Source organism: Streptomyces sp. NPDC097640 (assembly GCF_040302705.1).
In the GTDB taxonomy this organism is placed as follows: Bacteria; Actinomycetota; Actinomycetes; order Streptomycetales; family Streptomycetaceae; genus Streptomyces.
The window spans coordinates 13,133-31,629 of the sequence record NZ_JBEOSB010000002.1 but is presented as its reverse complement, the minus strand read 5'-3'; the positions used below and the strand labels follow the sequence as shown (position 1 = coordinate 31,629).

14 protein-coding genes are annotated in these 18,497 nt (G+C 70.6%); 5 read left to right on the top strand and 9 right to left on the bottom strand.

Annotated elements, in window-relative coordinates; genetic code table 11:
• Window positions 1–13: 13 nt before the first annotated feature.
• The 4 genes from ABTY62_RS02485 to katG all read right to left on the bottom strand — a co-directional run bounded on the left by ABTY62_RS02485 (window position 14) and on the right by katG (window position 5,270).
• Window positions 14–838 (bottom strand): ABC transporter permease, encoded by an 825-nt coding sequence (locus ABTY62_RS02485; protein WP_352127488.1) that lies wholly within the window; start codon window positions 836–838, stop codon window positions 14–16.
• Window positions 835–1,617, bottom strand: coding sequence for an ABC transporter ATP-binding protein (locus ABTY62_RS02480; protein WP_502997398.1), 783 nt, complete (start codon window positions 1,615–1,617; stop codon window positions 835–837). The genes ABTY62_RS02485 and ABTY62_RS02480 overlap by 4 nt, the downstream gene beginning before the upstream one ends.
• Window positions 1,618–1,722: 105 nt before the next feature.
• Window positions 1,723–2,838, bottom strand: a complete 1,116-nt coding sequence (locus ABTY62_RS02475) for an ABC transporter substrate-binding protein (protein ID WP_352127486.1) — start codon at window positions 2,836–2,838, stop codon at window positions 1,723–1,725.
• A 215-nt stretch (window positions 2,839–3,053) separates the two neighbouring features.
• Window positions 3,054–5,270 carry a catalase/peroxidase HPI gene (gene katG, locus ABTY62_RS02470; protein ID WP_352127485.1) on the bottom strand — a complete coding sequence of 739 codons (2,217 nt, stop codon included), beginning with the start codon at window positions 5,268–5,270 and terminating at the stop codon, window positions 3,054–3,056.
• Between the two features lie 310 nt (window positions 5,271–5,580).
• Between katG and ABTY62_RS02465 the strand changes: the two genes are divergently transcribed.
• Window positions 5,581–5,991 (top strand): Fur family transcriptional regulator, encoded by a 411-nt coding sequence (locus ABTY62_RS02465; RefSeq protein WP_352127484.1) that lies wholly within the window; start codon window positions 5,581–5,583, stop codon window positions 5,989–5,991.
• Window positions 5,992–6,195: 204 nt separating this feature from the next.
• Window positions 6,196–9,207 carry a carbohydrate binding domain-containing protein gene (locus ABTY62_RS02460; RefSeq protein ID WP_352127483.1) on the top strand — a complete coding sequence of 1,004 codons (3,012 nt, stop codon included), beginning with the start codon at window positions 6,196–6,198 and terminating at the stop codon, window positions 9,205–9,207.
• Here ABTY62_RS02460 and ABTY62_RS02455 read toward each other — a convergent pair.
• Entirely contained in the window at window positions 9,195–10,553 is a 1,359-nt protein-coding gene (locus ABTY62_RS02455; RefSeq protein ID WP_352127482.1) for an MFS transporter, read from the bottom strand. The genes ABTY62_RS02460 and ABTY62_RS02455 overlap by 13 nt on opposite strands.
• Before the next feature lie 307 nt (window positions 10,554–10,860).
• On the opposite strand from ABTY62_RS02455, the gene ABTY62_RS02450 reads away from it, so the two are divergent.
• Window positions 10,861–12,018: a T6SS phospholipase effector Tle1-like catalytic domain-containing protein gene (locus ABTY62_RS02450; protein WP_352127481.1), complete on the top strand. Its 1,158-nt coding sequence runs from the start codon at window positions 10,861–10,863 to the stop codon at window positions 12,016–12,018.
• A 7-nt stretch (window positions 12,019–12,025) separates the two neighbouring features.
• On the opposite strand, the gene ABTY62_RS02445 is transcribed toward ABTY62_RS02450, so the two are convergent.
• From ABTY62_RS02445 to ABTY62_RS02430, 4 genes are read right to left on the bottom strand one after another with little or no spacing between them, the layout of a single operon-like run.
• Window positions 12,026–13,048: a Gfo/Idh/MocA family protein gene (locus tag ABTY62_RS02445; protein ID WP_352127480.1), complete on the bottom strand. Its 1,023-nt coding sequence runs from the start codon at window positions 13,046–13,048 to the stop codon at window positions 12,026–12,028.
• Complete coding sequence (locus tag ABTY62_RS02440) at window positions 13,045–14,049, bottom strand: Gfo/Idh/MocA family protein (protein ID WP_352127479.1); 1,005 nt, start codon at window positions 14,047–14,049, stop codon at window positions 13,045–13,047. Before ABTY62_RS02440 ends, ABTY62_RS02445 begins: the two co-directional genes overlap by 4 nt.
• 32 nt (window positions 14,050–14,081) lie before the next feature.
• Window positions 14,082–14,843: an SDR family oxidoreductase gene (locus tag ABTY62_RS02435; RefSeq protein ID WP_352127478.1), complete on the bottom strand. Its 762-nt coding sequence runs from the start codon at window positions 14,841–14,843 to the stop codon at window positions 14,082–14,084.
• A gap of 16 nt (window positions 14,844–14,859) precedes the next feature.
• Window positions 14,860–16,038 (bottom strand): phytanoyl-CoA dioxygenase family protein, encoded by a 1,179-nt coding sequence (locus tag ABTY62_RS02430; protein ID WP_352127477.1) that lies wholly within the window; start codon window positions 16,036–16,038, stop codon window positions 14,860–14,862.
• Window positions 16,039–16,147: 109 nt separating this feature from the next.
• On the opposite strand from ABTY62_RS02430, the gene ABTY62_RS02425 reads away from it, so the two are divergent.
• Both ABTY62_RS02425 and ABTY62_RS02420 read left to right on the top strand, forming a co-directional pair.
• The gene (locus tag ABTY62_RS02425; protein WP_352127476.1) at window positions 16,148–17,194 is read left to right on the top strand and encodes a LacI family DNA-binding transcriptional regulator; all 1,047 of its coding nucleotides are present in this window, start codon (window positions 16,148–16,150) and stop codon (window positions 17,192–17,194) included.
• Between the two features lie 183 nt (window positions 17,195–17,377).
• Window positions 17,378–18,493 carry an SGNH/GDSL hydrolase family protein gene (locus tag ABTY62_RS02420; protein ID WP_352127475.1) on the top strand — a complete coding sequence of 372 codons (1,116 nt, stop codon included), beginning with the start codon at window positions 17,378–17,380 and terminating at the stop codon, window positions 18,491–18,493.
• Window positions 18,494–18,497 lie beyond the last annotated feature (4 nt).

Below are 18,497 nucleotides of genomic sequence, written 5' to 3'. Positions count from 1 at the left end.
TGTCGACTCGCGCTCATGCCCCGATCACCCGGTTCTCCTCCGACCAGAAGACGAGGCGCTTCTGCGCGAAGCGGATGATGAAGTGGGCGATCAGCCCCAGCACGGAGAGCACCACCAGCACGGCGAACATCCCCGCGATGTCGAAGTTGTAGTTGGTCTGGAGCAGCAGATATCCCAGGCCCTCCTTCGCCCCGATGAACTCTCCGACGACCGCGCCGAGGATCGAGAAGACGATCCCGATGTCGAGACCGGCGAAGATGAAGGGGAGCGCGCTCGGCAGCCGCACCATCCTGAAGACCGCGAACCTGCCGGCGCCGAACGCCGTGAGCATCTCGATCCGGTCGGCATCGGCCGAGCGCAGCCCCTCGATCACATTGACCAGCACCGGGAAGAACGAGATCACCGCCGCCATGACGACCTTGCTGGTCATGCCGAAGCCGAACCACACCACGAACAGCGGCGCGAGGGCCACCTTGGGGACCGTCTGGAAGGCGACGACGTACGGCATGAAGGTGCGCTCGATCAGCCGCACCTGGGAGATCGCGGTGCCCAGCACCAGCGCCGCGCCCACGCCGAGGAGAAAGCCGTAGAGCGACTCCAGCACCGTGATCTTCACATGTCTCCAGAACAGCGGGTCGGACAGCTGCGTCCGCAGGGCGTCGAGGATCTGGGTGGGGCGCGGCAGCACATAGTCGTCGACCCCGAAGGCGGGGACCGCGAACTCCCACGCCAGCATCACGGTCACGAAGACGCCGGGGACGAGCAGCAGCTCGGGGCGCTCCCTGAGATCCACGCCGAAACCGCCGCGTGCGGTCTTGGTCCTGGCCTTGGACCTCATCCGTCGATCACTCCGATGGCGTTGAAGTGCTTGCGGATCCGCTCGACATAGACCCCGGCCCGGTCCGAGGCCATGACGCTCAGCGCACGCGGTCGTTCCAGCTCGATGTCGACGACCTCGGCGACACGCCCGGGGCGGGGGCTGAGCACCACCACCCGGTCGGAGAGGAAGACCGCCTCGGGAATGGAGTGGGTGACGAACACGATGGTCTGGCCGCTCTCCCGCCAGATCCGCAGCAGCTCGACGTTCATGTACTCGCGGGTCATGGCGTCGAGCGCGCCGAAGGGCTCGTCCATCAGCAGCACGGCCGGATCGTGCACCAGGGCCCGGCAGATGCCGGCGCGCTGCTGCATCCCACCGCTCAGCTCATGAGGGTACTTGCCCTCGAAGCCGGCGAGGCCGACCATCGCGAGCAGCTTCCCGGCCCGCTCCCGGTACACCCGGGCGTCGAGTTTCCGCACCTCCACGGGCACCATCACGTTCTCCAGAACGGTGCGCCACGGCAGGAGGGTGGCCGCCTGGAAGACCATGCCCACCTCGGGCAGCGGCCCCGCCACCTCGCGGCCCGCGACCCGGACCGCCCCCTCGCTCCCGGGGATCAGCCCGGCGAGGATCTTCAGCATGGTGGTCTTGCCGCATCCCGAGGGGCCGACGACCGAGATGAACTCACCGCGCCGGACGGTGAAGCCGATGCCCGAGAGCGCATGGGTCGGTTCGGATCTTCGCGGGCGGTAGATCTTGTGCAGTCCTTCGACTTCGATCCAGCGGGCTTCGTCCACGTCGGGCGCGGGATGCGCGTTCCGGGCATCCCGGCCACGGCGGCGGCCCGGAGTCCTCATGGCCATGATGGTCTCCTCACCCTCCTGTTGCCGGCGCTCCGGTCGCTACTCGGCCGCCTTCGCCTTCTCGATCACGGCCGCGGAGTCGAAGTCGTTCGCGCCCTTCAGCAGGCTGTCGTCCCACAGCTCCGTGAGCTTGGCGTCCTGGGTGATCTGGCCGGATGTCCTGGTGTAGGCGACCGTCCTGGTCCACTCCTCTTCGCTGATCGCGCCCCAGTCCTCGAAGCTCTCGGGCTCACCGGTCGCGGGCACGGCTGTCCTGATCCACGCGTTGAGGGTCTTGGTGTCGTCGGCGACGCGGTCGTCGGCCTTCTTGCCGGTCAGCAGCTGCGGGAAGACCTGGTAGCCGTCGCGCATGGCGGCCTCGGGGTTGACGGCGGAGAAGAGCAGCGCCTTGTACGCGGCGCGCAGATAGCGCGTCAGCACGTCCCGCTTCTCCTTCAAGGTCTTCTCGGTCACCGCGAAGGTCAGGGAGCGGATGCCCTCGAAGGCGTCGGAGTTGTCCAGGTAGCGGAGCTCCGCGCCGGTGTTCTCGATCGTGGTGTACGCCTGGGTGTACAGCGCGAGCGCGTCGACCCTGCCGTTCTCCAGGGCGGCCAGGGCCTGAGCGCCCACTCCGGCCGGCAGCAGCTCGATGTCCTCGGCCGCGTCAAGACCGGCGTCGTTGGCGTACGCGCGGGCGTAGATGGCCGAGCCGGAGGCGAGGCTGATGACACCGATCTTCTTGCCCTTGAGATCGGCGGGGGTCCTGATGTCGCTGTCCGGCCGGACCGCCATGCGCCACGGCCAGTTCCGCACCAGGCCGCCGATGGCCTTGACCGGAACTCCCTTCTCCCGCGCGGCGAGGATCGCTCCCGCGTCGGCCGCCGTGATGTCGGCGCTGCCCGAGGCCACGGCCTGGACGGCGGCCACCGAGCCATTGGTGTTGATCACGTCGACCTTCAGCTTCTCCTCGGATAAGTAACCCTCGGCATCGCCCACCGCGTGGGTGGCGACCTCCTCCTTGGGCGCGAGTACGGCCGAGGCGACGGCGAGGTCGAGCGTGGCCCGGTCGCCCTTGGCGGACGAGGAGGACCCGCCTCCGCAGGCGGAGAGCGCCGCGAGGGCGGCGAGGGCGGCGAGGGCGGCGGCGCTGACGCCGAGTCGCAGGGAGCGTTTCATGTTCGGCACCTCTATCCATCCGGTGGAACAACAAGGAGGCAGCGGTCGGCCCGGCGAGGGGCGGGTGGCAGACCTCCAGGATGTCGGAGGCGAGCAGGTCGCGGAAGAACGACGCAGCGCGCGCTCCGCCCGGCTGGGCGGAGCGCGCGCTGGAAAGCGTTCGGGCCGGCCGGCGTGTGCCGACCGACCCGAGCGTCAGGGCCTGAACCCCATGATCAGACCAGGTCGAACCGGTCGAGGTCCATCACCTTGCTCCACGCCGCGGCGAAGTCGCGCACGAACTTCTCCTTCGCGTCATCGCTCGCGTAGACCTCCGCGACCGCGCGCAGCTCGGAGTTCGAGCCGAAGACCAGGTCGGCGCGGGTGCCGGTCCACTTGACGGCGCCGGAGGCGTCGCGGCCCTCGAACTCGTCCTGCGCCTCCGACGTCGACTTCCACGTCGTGCCCAGGTCGAGCAGGTTGACGAAGTAGTCGTTGGTGAGCGTGCCGGGCTTGTCGGTGAGGACACCGTGCTTCGACTGGGCGTGGTTGGCGCCCAGGACGCGCAGGCCGCCGACGAGGACCGTGGTCTCGGGCGCGCTGAGGGTCAGCAGGTTCGCCCTGTCGAGCAGCAGGTACTCGGCCGGGAGGCGGTTGCCCTTGCCGACGTAGTTGCGGAACCCGTCGTAGGTCGGCTCGAGCGCGGCGAACGACTCGACGTCCGTCTGCTCCTGCACGCCGTCCACACGGCCCGGGGTGAAGGACACCTCGACGTCCACGCCGCCGTCCTTGGCCGCCTTCTCGACTGCCGCGGTGCCCGCGAGCACGATCAGGTCGGCCAGCGAGACCTGCTTGCCGCCGGCGGCGTTGAAGGCCTCCTGGACGCCCTCCAGCGTGCGCAGCACCTGCGCCAGCTCGTCCGGGTTGTTGACCTCCCAGCCGCGCTGCGGCTCCAGGCGGATACGGGCGCCGTTGGCGCCGCCGCGCTTGTCGCTGCCGCGGAAGGAGGAGGCGGAGGCCCAGGCGGTCGAGACCAGCTGGGAGACCGTGAGGCCGGAGCCGAGGACCTGCTCCTTGAGGGAGGCGATGTCCGCGGCGTCGATCAGCTCGCCCGTACGCTCCGGCAGCGGGTCCTGCCACACCAGCACCTCGGACGGGACCTCCGGGCCGAGGTAGCGCACGATCGGGCCCATGTCACGGTGCGTGAGCTTGTACCAGGCGCGGGCGAAGGCGTCGGCGAATTCCTCGGGGTTCTCGTAGAACCGGCGGGAGATCGGCCCGTAGATCGGGTCGACCTTGAGGGAGAGGTCGGTGGTGAGCATCGTCGGGCGCTGCTTCTTCGACGGGTCGAAGGCGTTCGGGACGATCTCGGGAGCGTCCTTCGCCACCCACTGGTTGGCGCCGGCCGGGCTCTTGGTGAGCTCGTAGTCGTACTCGAAGAGGTTCTTGAAGAACCCGTTGCTCCACTGGGTCGGGGTGCTGGTCCAGGTGACCTCGAGGCCGGACGTGATCGCGTCCTTGCCCACGCCCGTGCCGTAGGTGCTCTTCCAGCCGAGGCCCTGCTGCTCGATCGGGGCGCCCTCGGGGTCGGCGCCGACGTTGTCCGCCGGGCCGGCGCCGTGGGTCTTGCCGAAGGTGTGACCACCGGCGATCAGGGCGACGGTCTCCTCGTCGTTCATCGCCATGCGGCGGAACGTCTCACGGATGTCGCGGGCCGCGGCGATCGGGTCCGGGTTGCCGTTGGGGCCCTCGGGGTTGACGTAGATGAGACCCATCTGGACCGCGCCGAGCGGGTTCTCCAGCTCGCGGTCGCCGGTGTAGCGCTGGTCGTCGAGCCAGACGGACTCGGGGCCCCAGTAGACGTCCTCCTCGGACTCCCACACGTCCTCGCGGCCACCGGCGAAGCCGAAGGTCTTGAAGCCCATGGTCTCCAGGGCGACGTTGCCGGTGAGGATCATGAGGTCGGCCCAGGAGATGCTCTGGCCGTACTTCTTCTTGACCGGCCACAGCAGACGGCGGGCCTTGTCGAGGTTGCCGTTGTCCGGCCAGCTGTTGAGCGGCGCGAAGCGCTGCTGACCGGCGCCGGCGCCACCGCGGCCGTCGCTGATCCGGTAGGTGCCGGCGCTGTGCCAGGCCATCCGGATCATCAGCGGGCCGTAGTTGCCGAAGTCGGCGGGCCACCAGTCCTGCGAGCTGGTCAGCACCTCGGCGATGTCACGCTTCACGGCCGCGAGGTCGAGGGCGTTGAACGCCTCGGCGTAGTCGAACTCCTCGCCGAGCGGGTTGGCCACGGCGGGGTTCTTGGCGAGGATCTTCAGGTTGAGCCGCTCGGGCCACCACTGGCGGTTTCCGCCGCCCTGGGTCGGGTGCGGTGCGCGCCCGTGTGCGACCGGGCAGCCGCCCCCACCCTCGGCCTGCTCGTCTACGGCGTTTGCTTCATGGTTCTCGGACATCGGAATCCTTCCGGACTGGGCCCATCTCGGTGTTCAGGAACTGCGGGCGGTGGAACAGCCGGGGCGCGGGCCCCGGTGGCAGACCTCGGACACCGCGCTGACCGGCGCCGGGCAACTGCTCGGCGGTGGTCCCGTCACGTGGCTGTCTCCTGCCGTTTTGGAGTCTTCCTGTCCCTTGGCTGTCGCCAGAACCGATCCTACGATGGACAGAGTCCAAGTCAAGAAGAACGCCAATCCCATATCCGATCGGATTTCGGACATCCGCTGGTAAACTCCGGGTGTCCTACCGAACCCGAATAGGTGAGCCGATATGAGTGACCTGCTGGAGCGACTGCGCGGGCGTGGCTGGCGGCTGACTTCCCAGCGGCGCGTAGTAGCGGAGGTCCTCGACGGCGACCATGTGCATCTCACGGCGGACGAGGTGCACGCCCGCGCGGCCCGGCGGCTGCCCGAGATCTCCCGGGCGACCGTCTACAACACCCTGGGCGAGCTGGTCACCCTCGGTGAGGTCATAGAGGTCTCCACCGACGGCCGCGCCAAGCGCTACGACCCCAACGCGCACCGCCCACACCAGCACCTGGTGTGCTCCGGCTGCGGCACCATCCGCGACGTCCACCCGATCGGCAACCCGCTGGCCGACCTCCCCGCGGAGGAGCGGTTCGGCTTCACGGTGTCCGAGGCCGAGGTCACGTACCACGGGCTGTGCCCGTCCTGCGCCTAAGCCGCGCCAGGCGGATCTGACGCCTGCGGCGGGCGCTCCCTGGGCGCTCCGGGCGGTATCCCGCCGCTCCCGCGGCAGTGTAGGCCGCGTCGCATCTCTTTACCGGGCTGTCATGTCCCTGTAGCTTGCAATGAAAGAGCTTGCAGCAACTTGCCGGTTCTGGATTCAGCGCACTCCCCACCCGCTCCCCCACTGGGAGACGCCATGAGACCCACGTCAACGGCACCCTTGCGCGACAGACCACCAGCTCCGCTGCGGCGCACGCTCGCCACGGCCCTCGCGGCGGCGGGGGTGCTCGGGCTCGTCGCGGGCCCGCCGGAGTCCCGCCCCACCCCGGTCAGGACCGCCGCCGCCACCTCGAACACGACGACCGTCTTCTACTACACGAAGACCAAGAACTGGTCCGCCACCTATCTGCACTACGCCCCCGACGGCGGCGCCTGGACCACCGCCCCCGGCTTACCGATGGAGGCGGCCTGCACGGACTGGGTGAAGAAGACCGTCGACCTCGGCTCGGCCACCGGGCTGCAGGCCACTTTCAACAACGGCAGTGGCACCTGGGACAACAACGGCGGCGCGAACTACGCCCTGGGCACCGGAAACATCACCGTCAAGGACGGGGTGATCGCCCACAGCGACCCCTGCGCGGACACCGGGGGCGGCTCAGGGGACGGCTCCGGCAACAAGGCGACCGTCTACTACTCGACGGCCACCACCGGATGGACCACCGCCAACATCCACTACGCGCCCGCCGGGGGCTCCTGGACCACCGCCCCGGGCGTCGGCATGGAGCCCGCCTGCACCGGCTGGTGGAAGAAGACGCTGGACATCGGCACGGCCGCCTCGCTCAGGGCCGCGTTCAACAACGGCAACGGCGTCTGGGACAACAACAACAGCTCCGACTACACCATCCCCACGGGCACCACGACGGTGAAGGACCGAACGGTCACGGCCGACGCCGAGGACCCGTGCGCGGCGCAGGCCCCGGACACCCAGCCCCCGACGGCGCCCACCGGGGTCACGGCCAGTGCCACCCACACCTCCGTGGTCGTGAGCTGGGCAGCGGCCACCGACGACACGGGGGTCGCGAAGTATCAGGTCACGCGCACCGGCGGCACCAGGGGCACGGTCGTCACGGACGTCACCTCGACGGTCTTCTCCGACACCGGCCTCGAGGAGAAGACCACGTACACCTACACCGTCAGGGCCGTCGACGCGGCCGGCAACACCTCCCCCGCCTCCGCGGCGGCCACCGCGACCACCGGGGAGAAGGCGCCGGAACCGGCCGCCGGCACCCCGCTGGGCACCGACCCCCGCAAGGACCCCATCTACTTCGTCCTCACCGCCCGCTTCTTCGACGGCGACGGCTCCAACAACCGTGGCGGCAGCCAGCATGTGAAGTCCGGCAACGCGGCCAACGACGACCCCATGTTCCGCGGGGACTTCAAGGGCCTGATCGGCAAACTCGACTACATCAAGGCGCTCGGCTTCTCGGCGGTCTGGGTCACCCCCGTGGTCCTCAACCGCTCGGACTACGACTACCACGGCTACCACGGCTACGACTTCTACCGAGTCGACCCGCGCCTCGAGTCGGACGGCGCCTCCTACCAGGACCTGATCAACGCCGCCCACGCCAAGGGCATGAAGATCTACCAGGACGTCGTGTACAACCACAGCTCCCGCTGGGGTGCCAAGGGCCTGTTCACCCCGACCGTCTACGGCGTCCGGGACGCCCAGTGGAGCTGGTACTACGACGAGAAGAACGACGGCTTCGCGTACGACGGCCTGACCATCGAGCCCAAGTCCGGGAAGTCGTACTACAACGGCGACCTGTGGTCCACGGCCGAACCGGCCGGGAACACCTGCCTCAACTGGGGCAAGCCGACCGGTGGCAAGAGCCCCGAAGGCTACACCCTCTACAACTGCCAGTGGCCCGGCCCCACCTCGGGGATGTTCCCGAAGCAGTACTACCACCAGTGCTGGATCGGCAACTGGGAGGGCGAGGACTCCCGCTCCTGCTGGCTGCACGAGGACCTCGCCGACTTCGACACCGAGTCGACCCCCGTGCAGAACTACCTGATCGGCGCCTACGACAAGTACATCGACATGGGCGTCGACGGGTTCCGCGTCGACACGGCCGTCCACATCCCGCGCGTCACCTGGAACCGCCGCTTCCTGCCCGCCATCCAGGAACGGGTCACCCAGAAGTTCGGCGCCGACGCGGCGCGCAACTTCTTTGTCTTCGGCGAGGTCGCGGCCTTCGTCAACGACAAGTGGAACCGCGGGTCCGTCAACCACTCGGCGCAGTTCTACACCTGGAAGGAGCGCCAGGAGTACAGCGCCGACGACGAGAAGGCGGCCATCGAGCAGTACGACCACGAGGAGCAGCTCGGCACGGGCAACCAGCCCACCTCCGCCAACGCCTTCCTGGACGGCAACACGTACCACGCGCCGGACCACAGCCGGTTCTCCGGCATGAACATCATCGACATGCGCATGCACATGAACTTCGGTGACGCGCAGAACGCGTACAACAACGGCAAGGACTCCGACGACAGCGTCAACGACGCCACCTACAACGTCGTCTACGTCGACAGCCATGACTACGGCCCGAACAAGTCGAGCAACCGCTACAGCGGCGGCACCGACGCCTGGGCCGAGAACATGGCGCTGATGTGGACGTTCCGCGGCATACCGACGCTGTACTACGGCTCGGAGATCGAGTTCCAGAAGGGCAAGCAGATCGACTGCGGCCCGACCTGCCCGCTGGCCTCCACCGGACGCGCGTACTACGGCGACCATCTGGCCGGATCCGTCACGGCCTCGGACTTCGGCAAGGCCGACTCCGCGGCCGGCCAGGTCGCCACCACCCTCGCCCAGCCCCTGGTCGAACACGTCCAGCGGCTCAACCGGATCCGCCGGGCCGTCCCGGCCCTCCAGATGGGCCAGTACTCCACCGACGGCATCACCGGCCCGATGGCGTTCAAACGCCGCTACACCAGCGGCGGCACCGACAGCTTCGCGCTCGTCACCGTCACCGGCGGGGCCACCTTCACCGGCATTCCGAACGGGACGTACACCGACGCCGTCACGGGAGACGTGAAGACCGTCTCCGGCGGCTCGCTGTCCGTCGCGGCCCCCGGCAAGGGCAACCTCCGGGTGTACGTGCTGAACGGCCCCGGCAAGATCGGCGGTGACGGCCCCTATCTCAAGTGACACCGACCGCGCCCGTCGAGGTCCGGACCCCGTCGTACGCGCCACCCCAGCAACGCCGCGCACGCGACCGCACAACCGGCGGCCATGACCAGCAGCGCGGTGTCGGCGGCGGCCCCGGCACCGACGCCGGCGAGGGCAACACCCAGGCCGGCGGCGACGGTGATGACGGTCTTGGTGACACCTGAGGCCTCGCCGGCCCGTTCCGGGCGGATGACTCCCTGGGTGGCGACGAGGGTGAGGGCGTTGCCGAACCCGAGGGCGGCACCGCAGCAGGTGGCAACGGTCAGATAGACGGGGAAGGAGGGAGCGAGGGCGAGCCCGGACAGGCCGAGCGCGCCCGCGCCGAGGCAGGCGGCCATCGCGGGCGCGGCGTCCCGGGTGGCGACGCGTCCCGCGAGGGGACCTGCGGCGGCCATGGCGAGGGCCGCCGGGAGGAAGGCCGCGCCCGCGGCCATGGCGGAGCAGCCCCATCGGTCCTGAAGGGACTGCGGGACGACGAAGAGGAACATCACGGCGGCGGTGTTGGCCACGGCGCCCGTGAGGGTCAGGGCGACGTAGAGGCCGTTGCGGAACAGGGCGAACCCGACCAGAGGATGCGGCGCACGGCGCTCGGCGTGGACGAACGCGCCGAGCAGCGCCCCGCACAGCAGGACGAGGAAGGCCATCTCGCCCCGGGGCGTGCCGCGTTGGACGCGGTCGAGGAGCACGGCGAGCGCGGCGAGCGCGCCGGTGACGGTGAGCAGGCCGCGCCAGTCGAGGTGTCGCCGGGGTCCGCCGGTGTCACGGCTCTCGGCGGCGCGCGCGGCCCACACGGCGCCGAGCGCGGCGAGGGGGACGTTCAGCCAGAAGACGGCGCGCCAGGAGAGGGTGTCGGTGAGCGCGCCCCCGACGAAAGGGCCGCAGGCGGTGGCGATGCCCCCGATACCGAGGGCGAGGCCGGTGGCCCGGCCACGCAGGTGTTCGGGATAGACGTTGGTGAGCAGGGCAAGCCCCACCGGCATGATCACGGCAGAGCCGGCGCCTTGGACGGCGCGTGCGGCGACCAGCATCGGCAGGCTCGTGGCCAGCGCGCACCCCACGGAGGCGGCGCCGAAGAGGGACAGGCCCAGCACGAGCGGTCCGCGGCGGCCGAACAGGTCGCCCAGACGGCCGGCGCCGAGCATGAGCGTGCCGGTGGACAGCAGATAGCCGCTCACCGCCCATCGCGCTCCGTCCCCGGGTGCGCCGAGGTCGGCGCCGATACGGGGAAGAGCGAAATTGAGGGCGAAGGCGTCCAGTTGGACACAGAACACCCCCACGGACATCGCGAGCAGCACCCAGGTACGGGGGTGCGGTGGTGTGGCCATGCGCGCGTCTCCTGATCGCGGGTGTGTGACAGGGCGTGCGATGGGGGAAGGGGGCAGCGAAGTACACGGGAGACCGCGAGAGTGGCGGGTGCTGCCGGGACGGACGCCTGGTGAGGGCGTCGCGAAGGCGGGGGCCGATACGGCCCGCACCGCCTGACTGCTCGACACCGCCGCTCGTTCACCGGGGGCGGGAGCACCTCCACCCTAGCGGCATGCGGAGGGTCGTTCCTCCGCTCCAAGGGGGTGATGCGTAGGGTATGAACCACCCAACGGCCCGGCTGAACACGGTCGTGGGAGGAAGGCTGTCATGCCCAAACGTCTCGTCGTGTGCTGCGACGGTACATGGAACACCCCCGATCAGACCGAGGACAGGCGCCCCTGCCCGACCAATGTCACCAAACTCGCCCTGACCGTGGCGTCCGAGGACTCGGGCGGGAACCGGCAGTGCGTCTACTACCACCGTGGTGTGGGCACCAGCCGGAAGGACCGGCTGCGCGGGGGCGCCTTCGGGATCGGGCTGTCGCGCAATGTGTTCGACGCCTACCGTTTTCTCATCGACAACTACGAACCCGGTGACCACCTCTACTTCTTCGGGTTCAGCAGGGGCGCGTTCACCGCGCGCAGCATCGTCGGCATGCTCCGCAACTGCGGCATCCTGCGCCGGGAGAACGCCGACCGGATCGCCGAGGCGTGGGCCCTGTACCGCAGTTCGGCCGACCAGCCGACCGGTGTCGCGGCCAGCCTGTTCCGCCGGGCGTACTCGTACGACCCGCGGATACGCTTCATCGGCGTGTGGGACACCGTCGGTGCCCTCGGTGTCCCGGCTCTCGGGCCCCGCTGGATGAGGCCCGTGGTGCGGCGGCTGAACCACCGCTGGGAGTTCCACGACACCAAGCTCAGCACCCGGGTGGACGGCGCGTTCCACGCCCTGGCCATCGACGAGCGGCGGGCGGCGTTCGAGCCGACGCTGTGGCATCAGCAGCCCGGAGTCCAGGGGCAGGAGCTGAAGCAGGTGTGGTTCAGCGGGGTGCACTGCGACGTCGGCGGCGGATACACCGACACCTCCCTGTCGGACATCGCGTTGCTGTGGATGGTCGAGCAGGCCCGGGAATACGGCCTGGAGTTCCGGCCCGGGGCCTTCAGCCCCGAGGGCCCCATCCGGATAACCCCCGGCGAGAGCGTCGAATTCAGGGTCGTCCCCGATCCGATGGCTTCTCCGCACCCCTCCCGGACGGGGCTTTACCGATTGGTCAAGCCCTTCAACCGGCCCATCGGCGAGGCCACGGACAAGGACGGCCGCGCCGACGGCTTCGAGTATCTGGCGACGACCGCGAAGGAGCACTACGACGGGGACCCCGGCTACCGGCCGCCGTCGCTCGTCACGTACCTGGAACACCCGGAGAGGGTGCGCATCGAGCCGGTGCCCCGGGCGGCGCCGCCCGGGGACGACGCCCCGCCGACGTGACGTCCGGTCACCAGGCCGCGGCCGGGAGGGCCGTCCGCGGGCGCACCGGGAAGCCGGCGGCCCGGTAACAGTCGTCGATGAGCCGCATGGTGGTGAGCGCGTCCCCCGCGTCGAGGGCCAGGGGCGCGCCGTGGCGCAGGTGGGCGGCGAGGGCTTCGAGCTGGTAGGTGTACGAGGACCGGCGGCCGAGCTCCTCGGTGCGCTCGCCCGAGGCCGTACGCACCACGACCCGGTCGTCCAGGTGCGGCTGGACGAAGTTCACCGCGGTGGCCTCGCCGCGGGTGCCGACGATCCGGCAGCTCATCTGCCACTGGTGGTACGCCATGTGGCAGTTGGCGGCGCCGGTGGCGCCGTTCGGGAACTCCAGGTCGGCGTGGAGCCATTCGTCGACCCCGGGGGCCGTGGCCCGCGCTCCGCCGCGCGCGGCGACCAGGCGCGGAGCGCCACCGGCCCAGGGGGCGAGCATGCGCTGGGCGTGCAGGCTGTAGCACCCCAGATCCATCAGCGCGCCACCTGCAAGGGCCAGCGACCACCGTACGTCGTCGTCCGGCGGGGCGGGCATCGCGACCATGGTCTCGACGTGCCGGAGGTCGCCCAGCTCACCGCTGTCCAGCAGCTCGTGCAGCCGCCGGGTGACCGGGTGGAACAGATAGTGGAAGCCCTCCATGAAGGCGGTGCCCGCCTTCGCGGCCGCCGCGTGGACCTCGGCCGCCTCCTCGGCGTTGCTCGCGGACGGCTTCTCGGTCAGCACATGCTTGCCGGCCTGGAGCGCGGCCAGGTTCCAGGGCCCGTGCGCGCCGTTGGCCAGCGGGTTGTACACGACCTCCAGTTCCGGGTCGGTGACGAGACCGGCGTACGAGCCGACCACACGCTCGACGCCGTGGGCGGCGGCGAACGCCTCGGCCCGGTCCCGGTCGCGGGCGGCCACCGCGACGAGGCGGTGGCCGGCCGCGCGGGCGGGACCCACGATCGACAGTTCGGCGATCCGGGACGCGCCCAGGACACCGATGCGCAGGGGTTCGTCCGTCATGCCGTGCGCACCTCGGTCAGCCGCACGGGCCGCCTCTCGCGCAGCGACAGGGTGCACGCCTCGGCGATCCAGCTCGCCTCGAGGGCGTCCGCCACCGTGCACGGCGAGGGGCGGGTGCCCGCCACGACCTCGGTGAACGCGGTGAGTTCGGCGCGGTAGGCGTCGGCGAAGCGGTCCATGAAGAAGTCGTGCGGCCGCCCGGCCGGGAAGGTGGCGCCGGGTTCGACGGAGCGCAGTGGCAGCCGGTCCTCCAGGCCGACCGCGATGCTGTCCTTCATGCCGTGCAGTTCCAGGCGCACGTCGTAACCCCGCGCGTTGTGGCGGGAGTTGGAGACGACGGCGAGGGTGCCGTCGTCGAGGGTGAGCAGGGCCGAGGCCGTGTCGACGTCGCCCGCCTCACGGATGTAGTCCGCGCCCCGGTTGCCGCCGGTCGCGTACACCTCGGTGACCTCGCGGCCCGTCACCCACCGCACGATGTCGAAGTCGTGCACGGCGCAGTCGCGGAAGATGCCGCCGGAGGTGGCCACATATCCGGCCGGCGGGGGCGCGGGGTCGAGGGTGGTGGACCGTACGGTGTGCAGCGGCCCGAGTTCACCGCTGATCACGGCCTCGCGGGCGGCGGCGCATCCCGCGTCGAAGCGACGGTTGTAGCCGATGTGCACCTCGACGCCGCCGGCCTCGACGGCACGCAGCACCTCCAGGCTCTCCGCGACACCGCGGGCCACGGGCTTCTCGCAGAAGACGGGGACGCCCGCCTTGACGGCGGCGAGGATCAGCTCCGGGTGGGCGTCGGTGGCGGCCGCGATGACCACGCCGTCCACACCGGCGGAGAACACGGCCTCCGGGGAGTCCACGGCGGTGGCCGCGAACCGCTGTGCCGCGGTGGCCGCGGCCGTGGCCACCGGGTCGGTGACCACGAGGGAGTCCACCGCGTCGAGCCCGAAGAGGGTTTCCGCGTGGAAGGCGCCGATCCGGCCCAGTCCCATGATGCCTATACGCATGAGTTTCTCGTTCCTTCAGCCCGAGGGGCGGCTCAGTCGAGTCCGCCGATGACGATCTGGTCCCAGTCGATGACCGAGCCGGTCACCACGCCGCTGCGGTCGGAGAGCAGGAAGACGACGAAGTCGGCGATCTCGTCGACCTGGCCGAGCTTGCCCATCGGCTGCGCCTCGGCGGCCCTCTCGCGCCAGTCGTCTCCCGCGCCGTGGAAGGCGCGCTGTGTGGCGTCCTCGCCCTCGGTGTCGGTCCAGCCGATGTTGAGGCCGTTGATCCGGACGCGGTCAAAGCGGTGGGCGTGCGCGGCGTTGCGGGTCAGGCCGACGAGCCCGGCCTTGGCGGCGACATACGGGGCCAGGTAGGGCTGTCCGCCGTGTGCCGAGGTGGTGATGATGTTGACCACCGTGCCGGGCGACTTGCGGGCGACCATGTCGGCGACGGCGGCCTGCATGGCGAAGAACGGCGCCCGCAGATTGATCGCGACATGGGCGTCGAACAGCTCCGGCGTGGTGTCGAGCAGCGAGCCCCGCGACGTCAGCCCGGCCGCGTTGACCAGGCAGTCGAGGCGCCCGTGCGCGGCCACGGCCCGTGTGACGCTGTCGCGCGCCTGCGCCGGGTCCGCGAGGTCCGCGCGGAGGAAGTGCGCGCCCGTCTCCGCCGCGAGCTGGTCGCCGACCCCGGCCCGGCGCCCGGTGAACACGACGGTCGCGCCCTCTCGTACGGCGGCCCGTACGATGCCCGCGCCGACGCCCTGGCTGCCGCCGTTGACGAGGACGACCTTGTCATCGAGCAGTCCCATGAGTGCTGTGTCTCCTTCAGCCCTGACGCCGTTCGGCGCCCGCTCGCAGTTCCTCGCGCAGCCGCTCCGGGGTCCAGCCCTCGCTGACGGCCCGCCACACGGTGTCCGCCTGGGAGGGCGGAGCGAGACCGTCGACCGGCGGGTCGAGGTCCAGATGGGTGGGGAAGGGGTAGCCCTCGGCGGTGGCCGCGACCACGCGGCGCAGCCAGTCCTCGGAGGCGCCCTCGGCCTTGCGGCGCAGCAGCACCGGGAAGACCGCGTTGGCCATCGCCTCGCGGTCGACCGTCTCCATGGCGCGGCCGAACGCGGAGGAGACCTGGAGCAGATTGGCCATGCGCTTGATGTCGGCGGAGCGGTTGTGCCCGGCGGCGTGGAAGAGCGCGGGGTTGAAGAAGGCGGCGTCCCCCTTCTCCAGCGGGAGCTGGATGTAGTGGGACTCGAAGTACTCGACGAACCGCGGGAGGCGCCAGGCGAGATAGCCGGGCTCGTACTTCTGGGAGTGCGGCAGGTACATCGTCGGGCCGGACTCGACGGGCATGTCGCAGTGGGCCACCGCGCCCTGGAGGGTCAGCACGGGCGACAGGCGGTGGACGTGCGCCGGGTAGGCCGCGGCCCGCTCCTGGCTGAGAAAGCCCAGGTGGTAGTCGCGGTGCACGCTCTGCGCGGCTCCGCCCGGGTTGACCACGTTGACCTGGGAGGTCACCTGGTAGGCGGGGCCGAGCCAGGCCTCGGAGATCAGCGCCAGCATGTCGTTGGCGTAGTAGTCGGCGAACGCCTCCGGGGCGCGCACCGCCACCTTGTCCAGGGCGTTCCAGACCCGGTCGTTGGCGCCCGGCTTGGCGAAGTGGTCGCCGCGGGCCCCGCCGGTGGCGCGCTCCTCCTCGATCAGGGCGTTGAACGCCTCGGACGCCCGGTCCACGACGGCCGCGTCGGGGAACGCGCCCTTGAGGAGCACGATGCCGGGGCCGTCGAGCATGGCCCGGACCAGCTCCGCCTGAACGGCCCGGCGCCCCTCCGGGGTGTCCGCGAGGGCGCGCAGCCGGCCGCTGTCGTAGAGCGGTACGTTCCGGTCGACTGCCTCGGCCGAGGGGTGGTCGCCCGGATCGGTGCGCCGCTCCACGAGCGACCGGAAGGCGTGGAAGTCACAGTCTTCCTCGGTGAGCCACATCCGTGATCCCTCAAGGGTGGGGGACATCCCGGGTCCTTTCGCCGTCCTTGCCTTTCTGCCAGTCTTGTGAATCCGAACCCATCATTCAATCCTCAGCAGTACATCAAAAAACCATCATCATCCATCGGGAACAGCCATGGGACACCCCTATCCGATCAGGGAAATCGCCCGCCAGGCCGGGCTGAGCACGGCCACGGTCGACCGCGTGCTCCACGGCCGCGGCGGGGTGCGGGAGAGCACGGTCAGGGAGGTGCACGAGGCGATCAAGGACCTGGACCGGCAGCGGAGCCAGATCCGCATCGGGGGCCGCACCTTCATGATCGACATCGTCATGCAGGCGCCGGAGCGGTTTTCGCGCGCCGTGCGTGACGCGCTCGAGGCGGAGCTGCCCTCCCTGCACCCGGCCGTCGTGCGCTCGCGCTTCCACTTCCGCGAGACCTGCCCCTCCGCCGAGCTGATCGGGACGTTGGACAAAATCGGCAAGCGGGGGAGCCAAGGGGTGATCCTCAAGGCCCCGGACGTCCCGGAGATCGCCGCCGCCGTCGGCCGGCTGGTCGCGGCCGGCGTTCCCGTCGTCACCCTGGTGACCGACCTGCCCCACAGCGCCCGCGTGGCGTACGTCGGCATCGACAACCGCGCCGCGGGGGCCACCGCCGCCTATCTCCTCGGCCAGTGGCTCGGCGACCGCCCCGGCAACGTCCTCACCACCATCAGCCGGGGCTCCTTCCGCGGCGAGGAGGAGCGCGAGATGGGCTTCCGCAGCGCCATGCGCCTCACCCAGCCCAAGCGGTCCCTGGTGGAGGTCACCGACACCGACGGACTGGACGCCACGCAGCGCGAACTCGCCCTGGAGGCGCTCACACGCGACGAGGACATCGTCGCGGTCTACTCCATGGGCGGCGGCAACCTCGCCACCCTCGACGCCTTCGGCGCCCTCGGCCGGGAGTGCGCCGTGTTCATCGCCCACGACCTGGACCAGGACAACACCCGGCTGCTGCGCGAGCGCCGGCTGTCCGCGGTCCTCCACCACGACCTGCGCCAGGACCTGCGCCGCGCCTGCCAGACCATCATGCGGGCCCATCAGGCGCTGCCGGACGACGGGCCCGCCCTGCCCTCGGCGATCCAGGTGGTCACGCCGTACAACATGCCGCCCGGGGTGCCGCCGGCGCCGCTCGAAGGCTGAGCGCGGCCCTCCCGGGCCGCGAGCAACTCGGCACGGGCGGCGGCGGATTCGCGCGGCGGAGGAGCTGTCGCATTCCCCGGCCCGCCCCTACAGTGGTGCGGTTGTGTGCCGCGTCCCGCCCCCGCCGCGCCCCGCCCCAGCCGTGCCCCGGCACCATGTGCCCCACCATCAAAGGATGGCCACATGCAGACGCCCCGTCGTTTCACCCGAAGGACACTGGTGACGGCCGCCGCCGCGGGCCTCGTCACCGCTGCCGCGTCCCCCTCACAGGCATCCGGTGCCCGCGCCCGGTTCCACACGGCGGGCCGGGTCAAGAACACCTCCGACGGATTCGTGGAGTACTCCTGGCCCGGCATCTCCTTCGAGGGCCGCTTCCGCGGTACCGGTGTCGGCATCGTCCTCGACGACGCCGACAACGACTACGACGTCCAGATCGACGGAACGACCGCCACCACGCTCGTGACCCCGGGCCGCACCACGTCCTGGATCGGCGACCTCCCCGACACCGAGCACAGCGTGCGCCTCGTCAAGCGCACCGAAAGCCCCTGGGCCGCGGGCCGGTTCGGCGGGTTTCTCGCCGCGCCCGGGGGCGCGGTCCTGCCCGGGCCCCGGGCCCGGCGCAGGCAGATCGAGTTCATCGGTGACTCCTTCACCGCCGGCTACGGCAATGTCTCAGGCACCCGCGACTGTTCGGGCAACGGCGGAGTCAACCGGAACAGCAACGCCGACCTCGCCTTCGGCGCCCTCACCGCCCGCAGCCTGGACGCCGACTACCAGCTGAACGCCTACTCCGGCCGCGGCATGGTCCGCAACTACAACGGCAGCAGCCCCGGCACCGACTTCCGCACCTACTACGACCGGGCCCTGCTGCATGTCGACGGCGACATCTGGCGGAAGCCGGACACCTGGCGGCCGCGGGTCGTCGTGATCGGCCTGGGGATCAACGACTTCTCGACCCCGCTCAACCCGGGCGAACGCTGGACCACCGAGGACGGCCTGGCCGCCGCCTACGAGGCGGCCTACCACGGCTTCCTCGACAAGCTGCGCGCCCGGTACGGACCCACGCCGTTCATCGTGGTCGGCGCCACCTACCTCGCCAACACCACCGCGTTCGCCCGGACCGCCCTGCGGATCGTCGAGGAGCGCAACCGGCGGGGCGACGACCGGGTCCGCTCCTGGTACTACGACGATCCCGCCCTGGATCGCCTCGGCTGCGACTGGCACCCCTCGTCCCACGACCACCGGATCATCTCCGGTCTGCTCAACACCTTCCTCGCCGGCCTTCCGCTGCGCTGGTAGCCGG

Bases quoted from the DNA above. Each gene is read 5' to 3' on its own strand.
- ABTY62_RS02485 (WP_352127488.1), bottom strand. From the start codon at position 838: ATGAGGTCCAAGGCCAGGACCAAGACCGCACGCGGCGGTTTCGGCGTG.
- ABTY62_RS02420 (WP_352127475.1), top strand. From the start codon at position 17,378: ATGCAGACGCCCCGTCGTTTCACCCGAAGGACACTGGTGACGGCCGCC.
- ABTY62_RS02465 (WP_352127484.1), top strand. From the start codon at position 5,581: ATGAGTGACCTGCTGGAGCGACTGCGCGGGCGTGGCTGGCGGCTGACT.
- ABTY62_RS02425 (WP_352127476.1), top strand. From the start codon at position 16,148: ATGGGACACCCCTATCCGATCAGGGAAATCGCCCGCCAGGCCGGGCTG.
- ABTY62_RS02435 (WP_352127478.1), bottom strand. From the start codon at position 14,843: ATGGGACTGCTCGATGACAAGGTCGTCCTCGTCAACGGCGGCAGCCAG.
- ABTY62_RS02455 (WP_352127482.1), bottom strand. From the start codon at position 10,553: ATGGCCACACCACCGCACCCCCGTACCTGGGTGCTGCTCGCGATGTCC.
- ABTY62_RS02450 (WP_352127481.1), top strand. From the start codon at position 10,861: ATGCCCAAACGTCTCGTCGTGTGCTGCGACGGTACATGGAACACCCCC.
- katG (WP_352127485.1), bottom strand. From the start codon at position 5,270: ATGTCCGAGAACCATGAAGCAAACGCCGTAGACGAGCAGGCCGAGGGT.
- ABTY62_RS02460 (WP_352127483.1), top strand. From the start codon at position 6,196: ATGAGACCCACGTCAACGGCACCCTTGCGCGACAGACCACCAGCTCCG.
- ABTY62_RS02430 (WP_352127477.1), bottom strand. From the start codon at position 16,038: ATGTCCCCCACCCTTGAGGGATCACGGATGTGGCTCACCGAGGAAGAC.
- ABTY62_RS02475 (WP_352127486.1), bottom strand. From the start codon at position 2,838: ATGAAACGCTCCCTGCGACTCGGCGTCAGCGCCGCCGCCCTCGCCGCC.
- ABTY62_RS02440 (WP_352127479.1), bottom strand. From the start codon at position 14,049: ATGCGTATAGGCATCATGGGACTGGGCCGGATCGGCGCCTTCCACGCG.
- ABTY62_RS02445 (WP_352127480.1), bottom strand. From the start codon at position 13,048: ATGACGGACGAACCCCTGCGCATCGGTGTCCTGGGCGCGTCCCGGATC.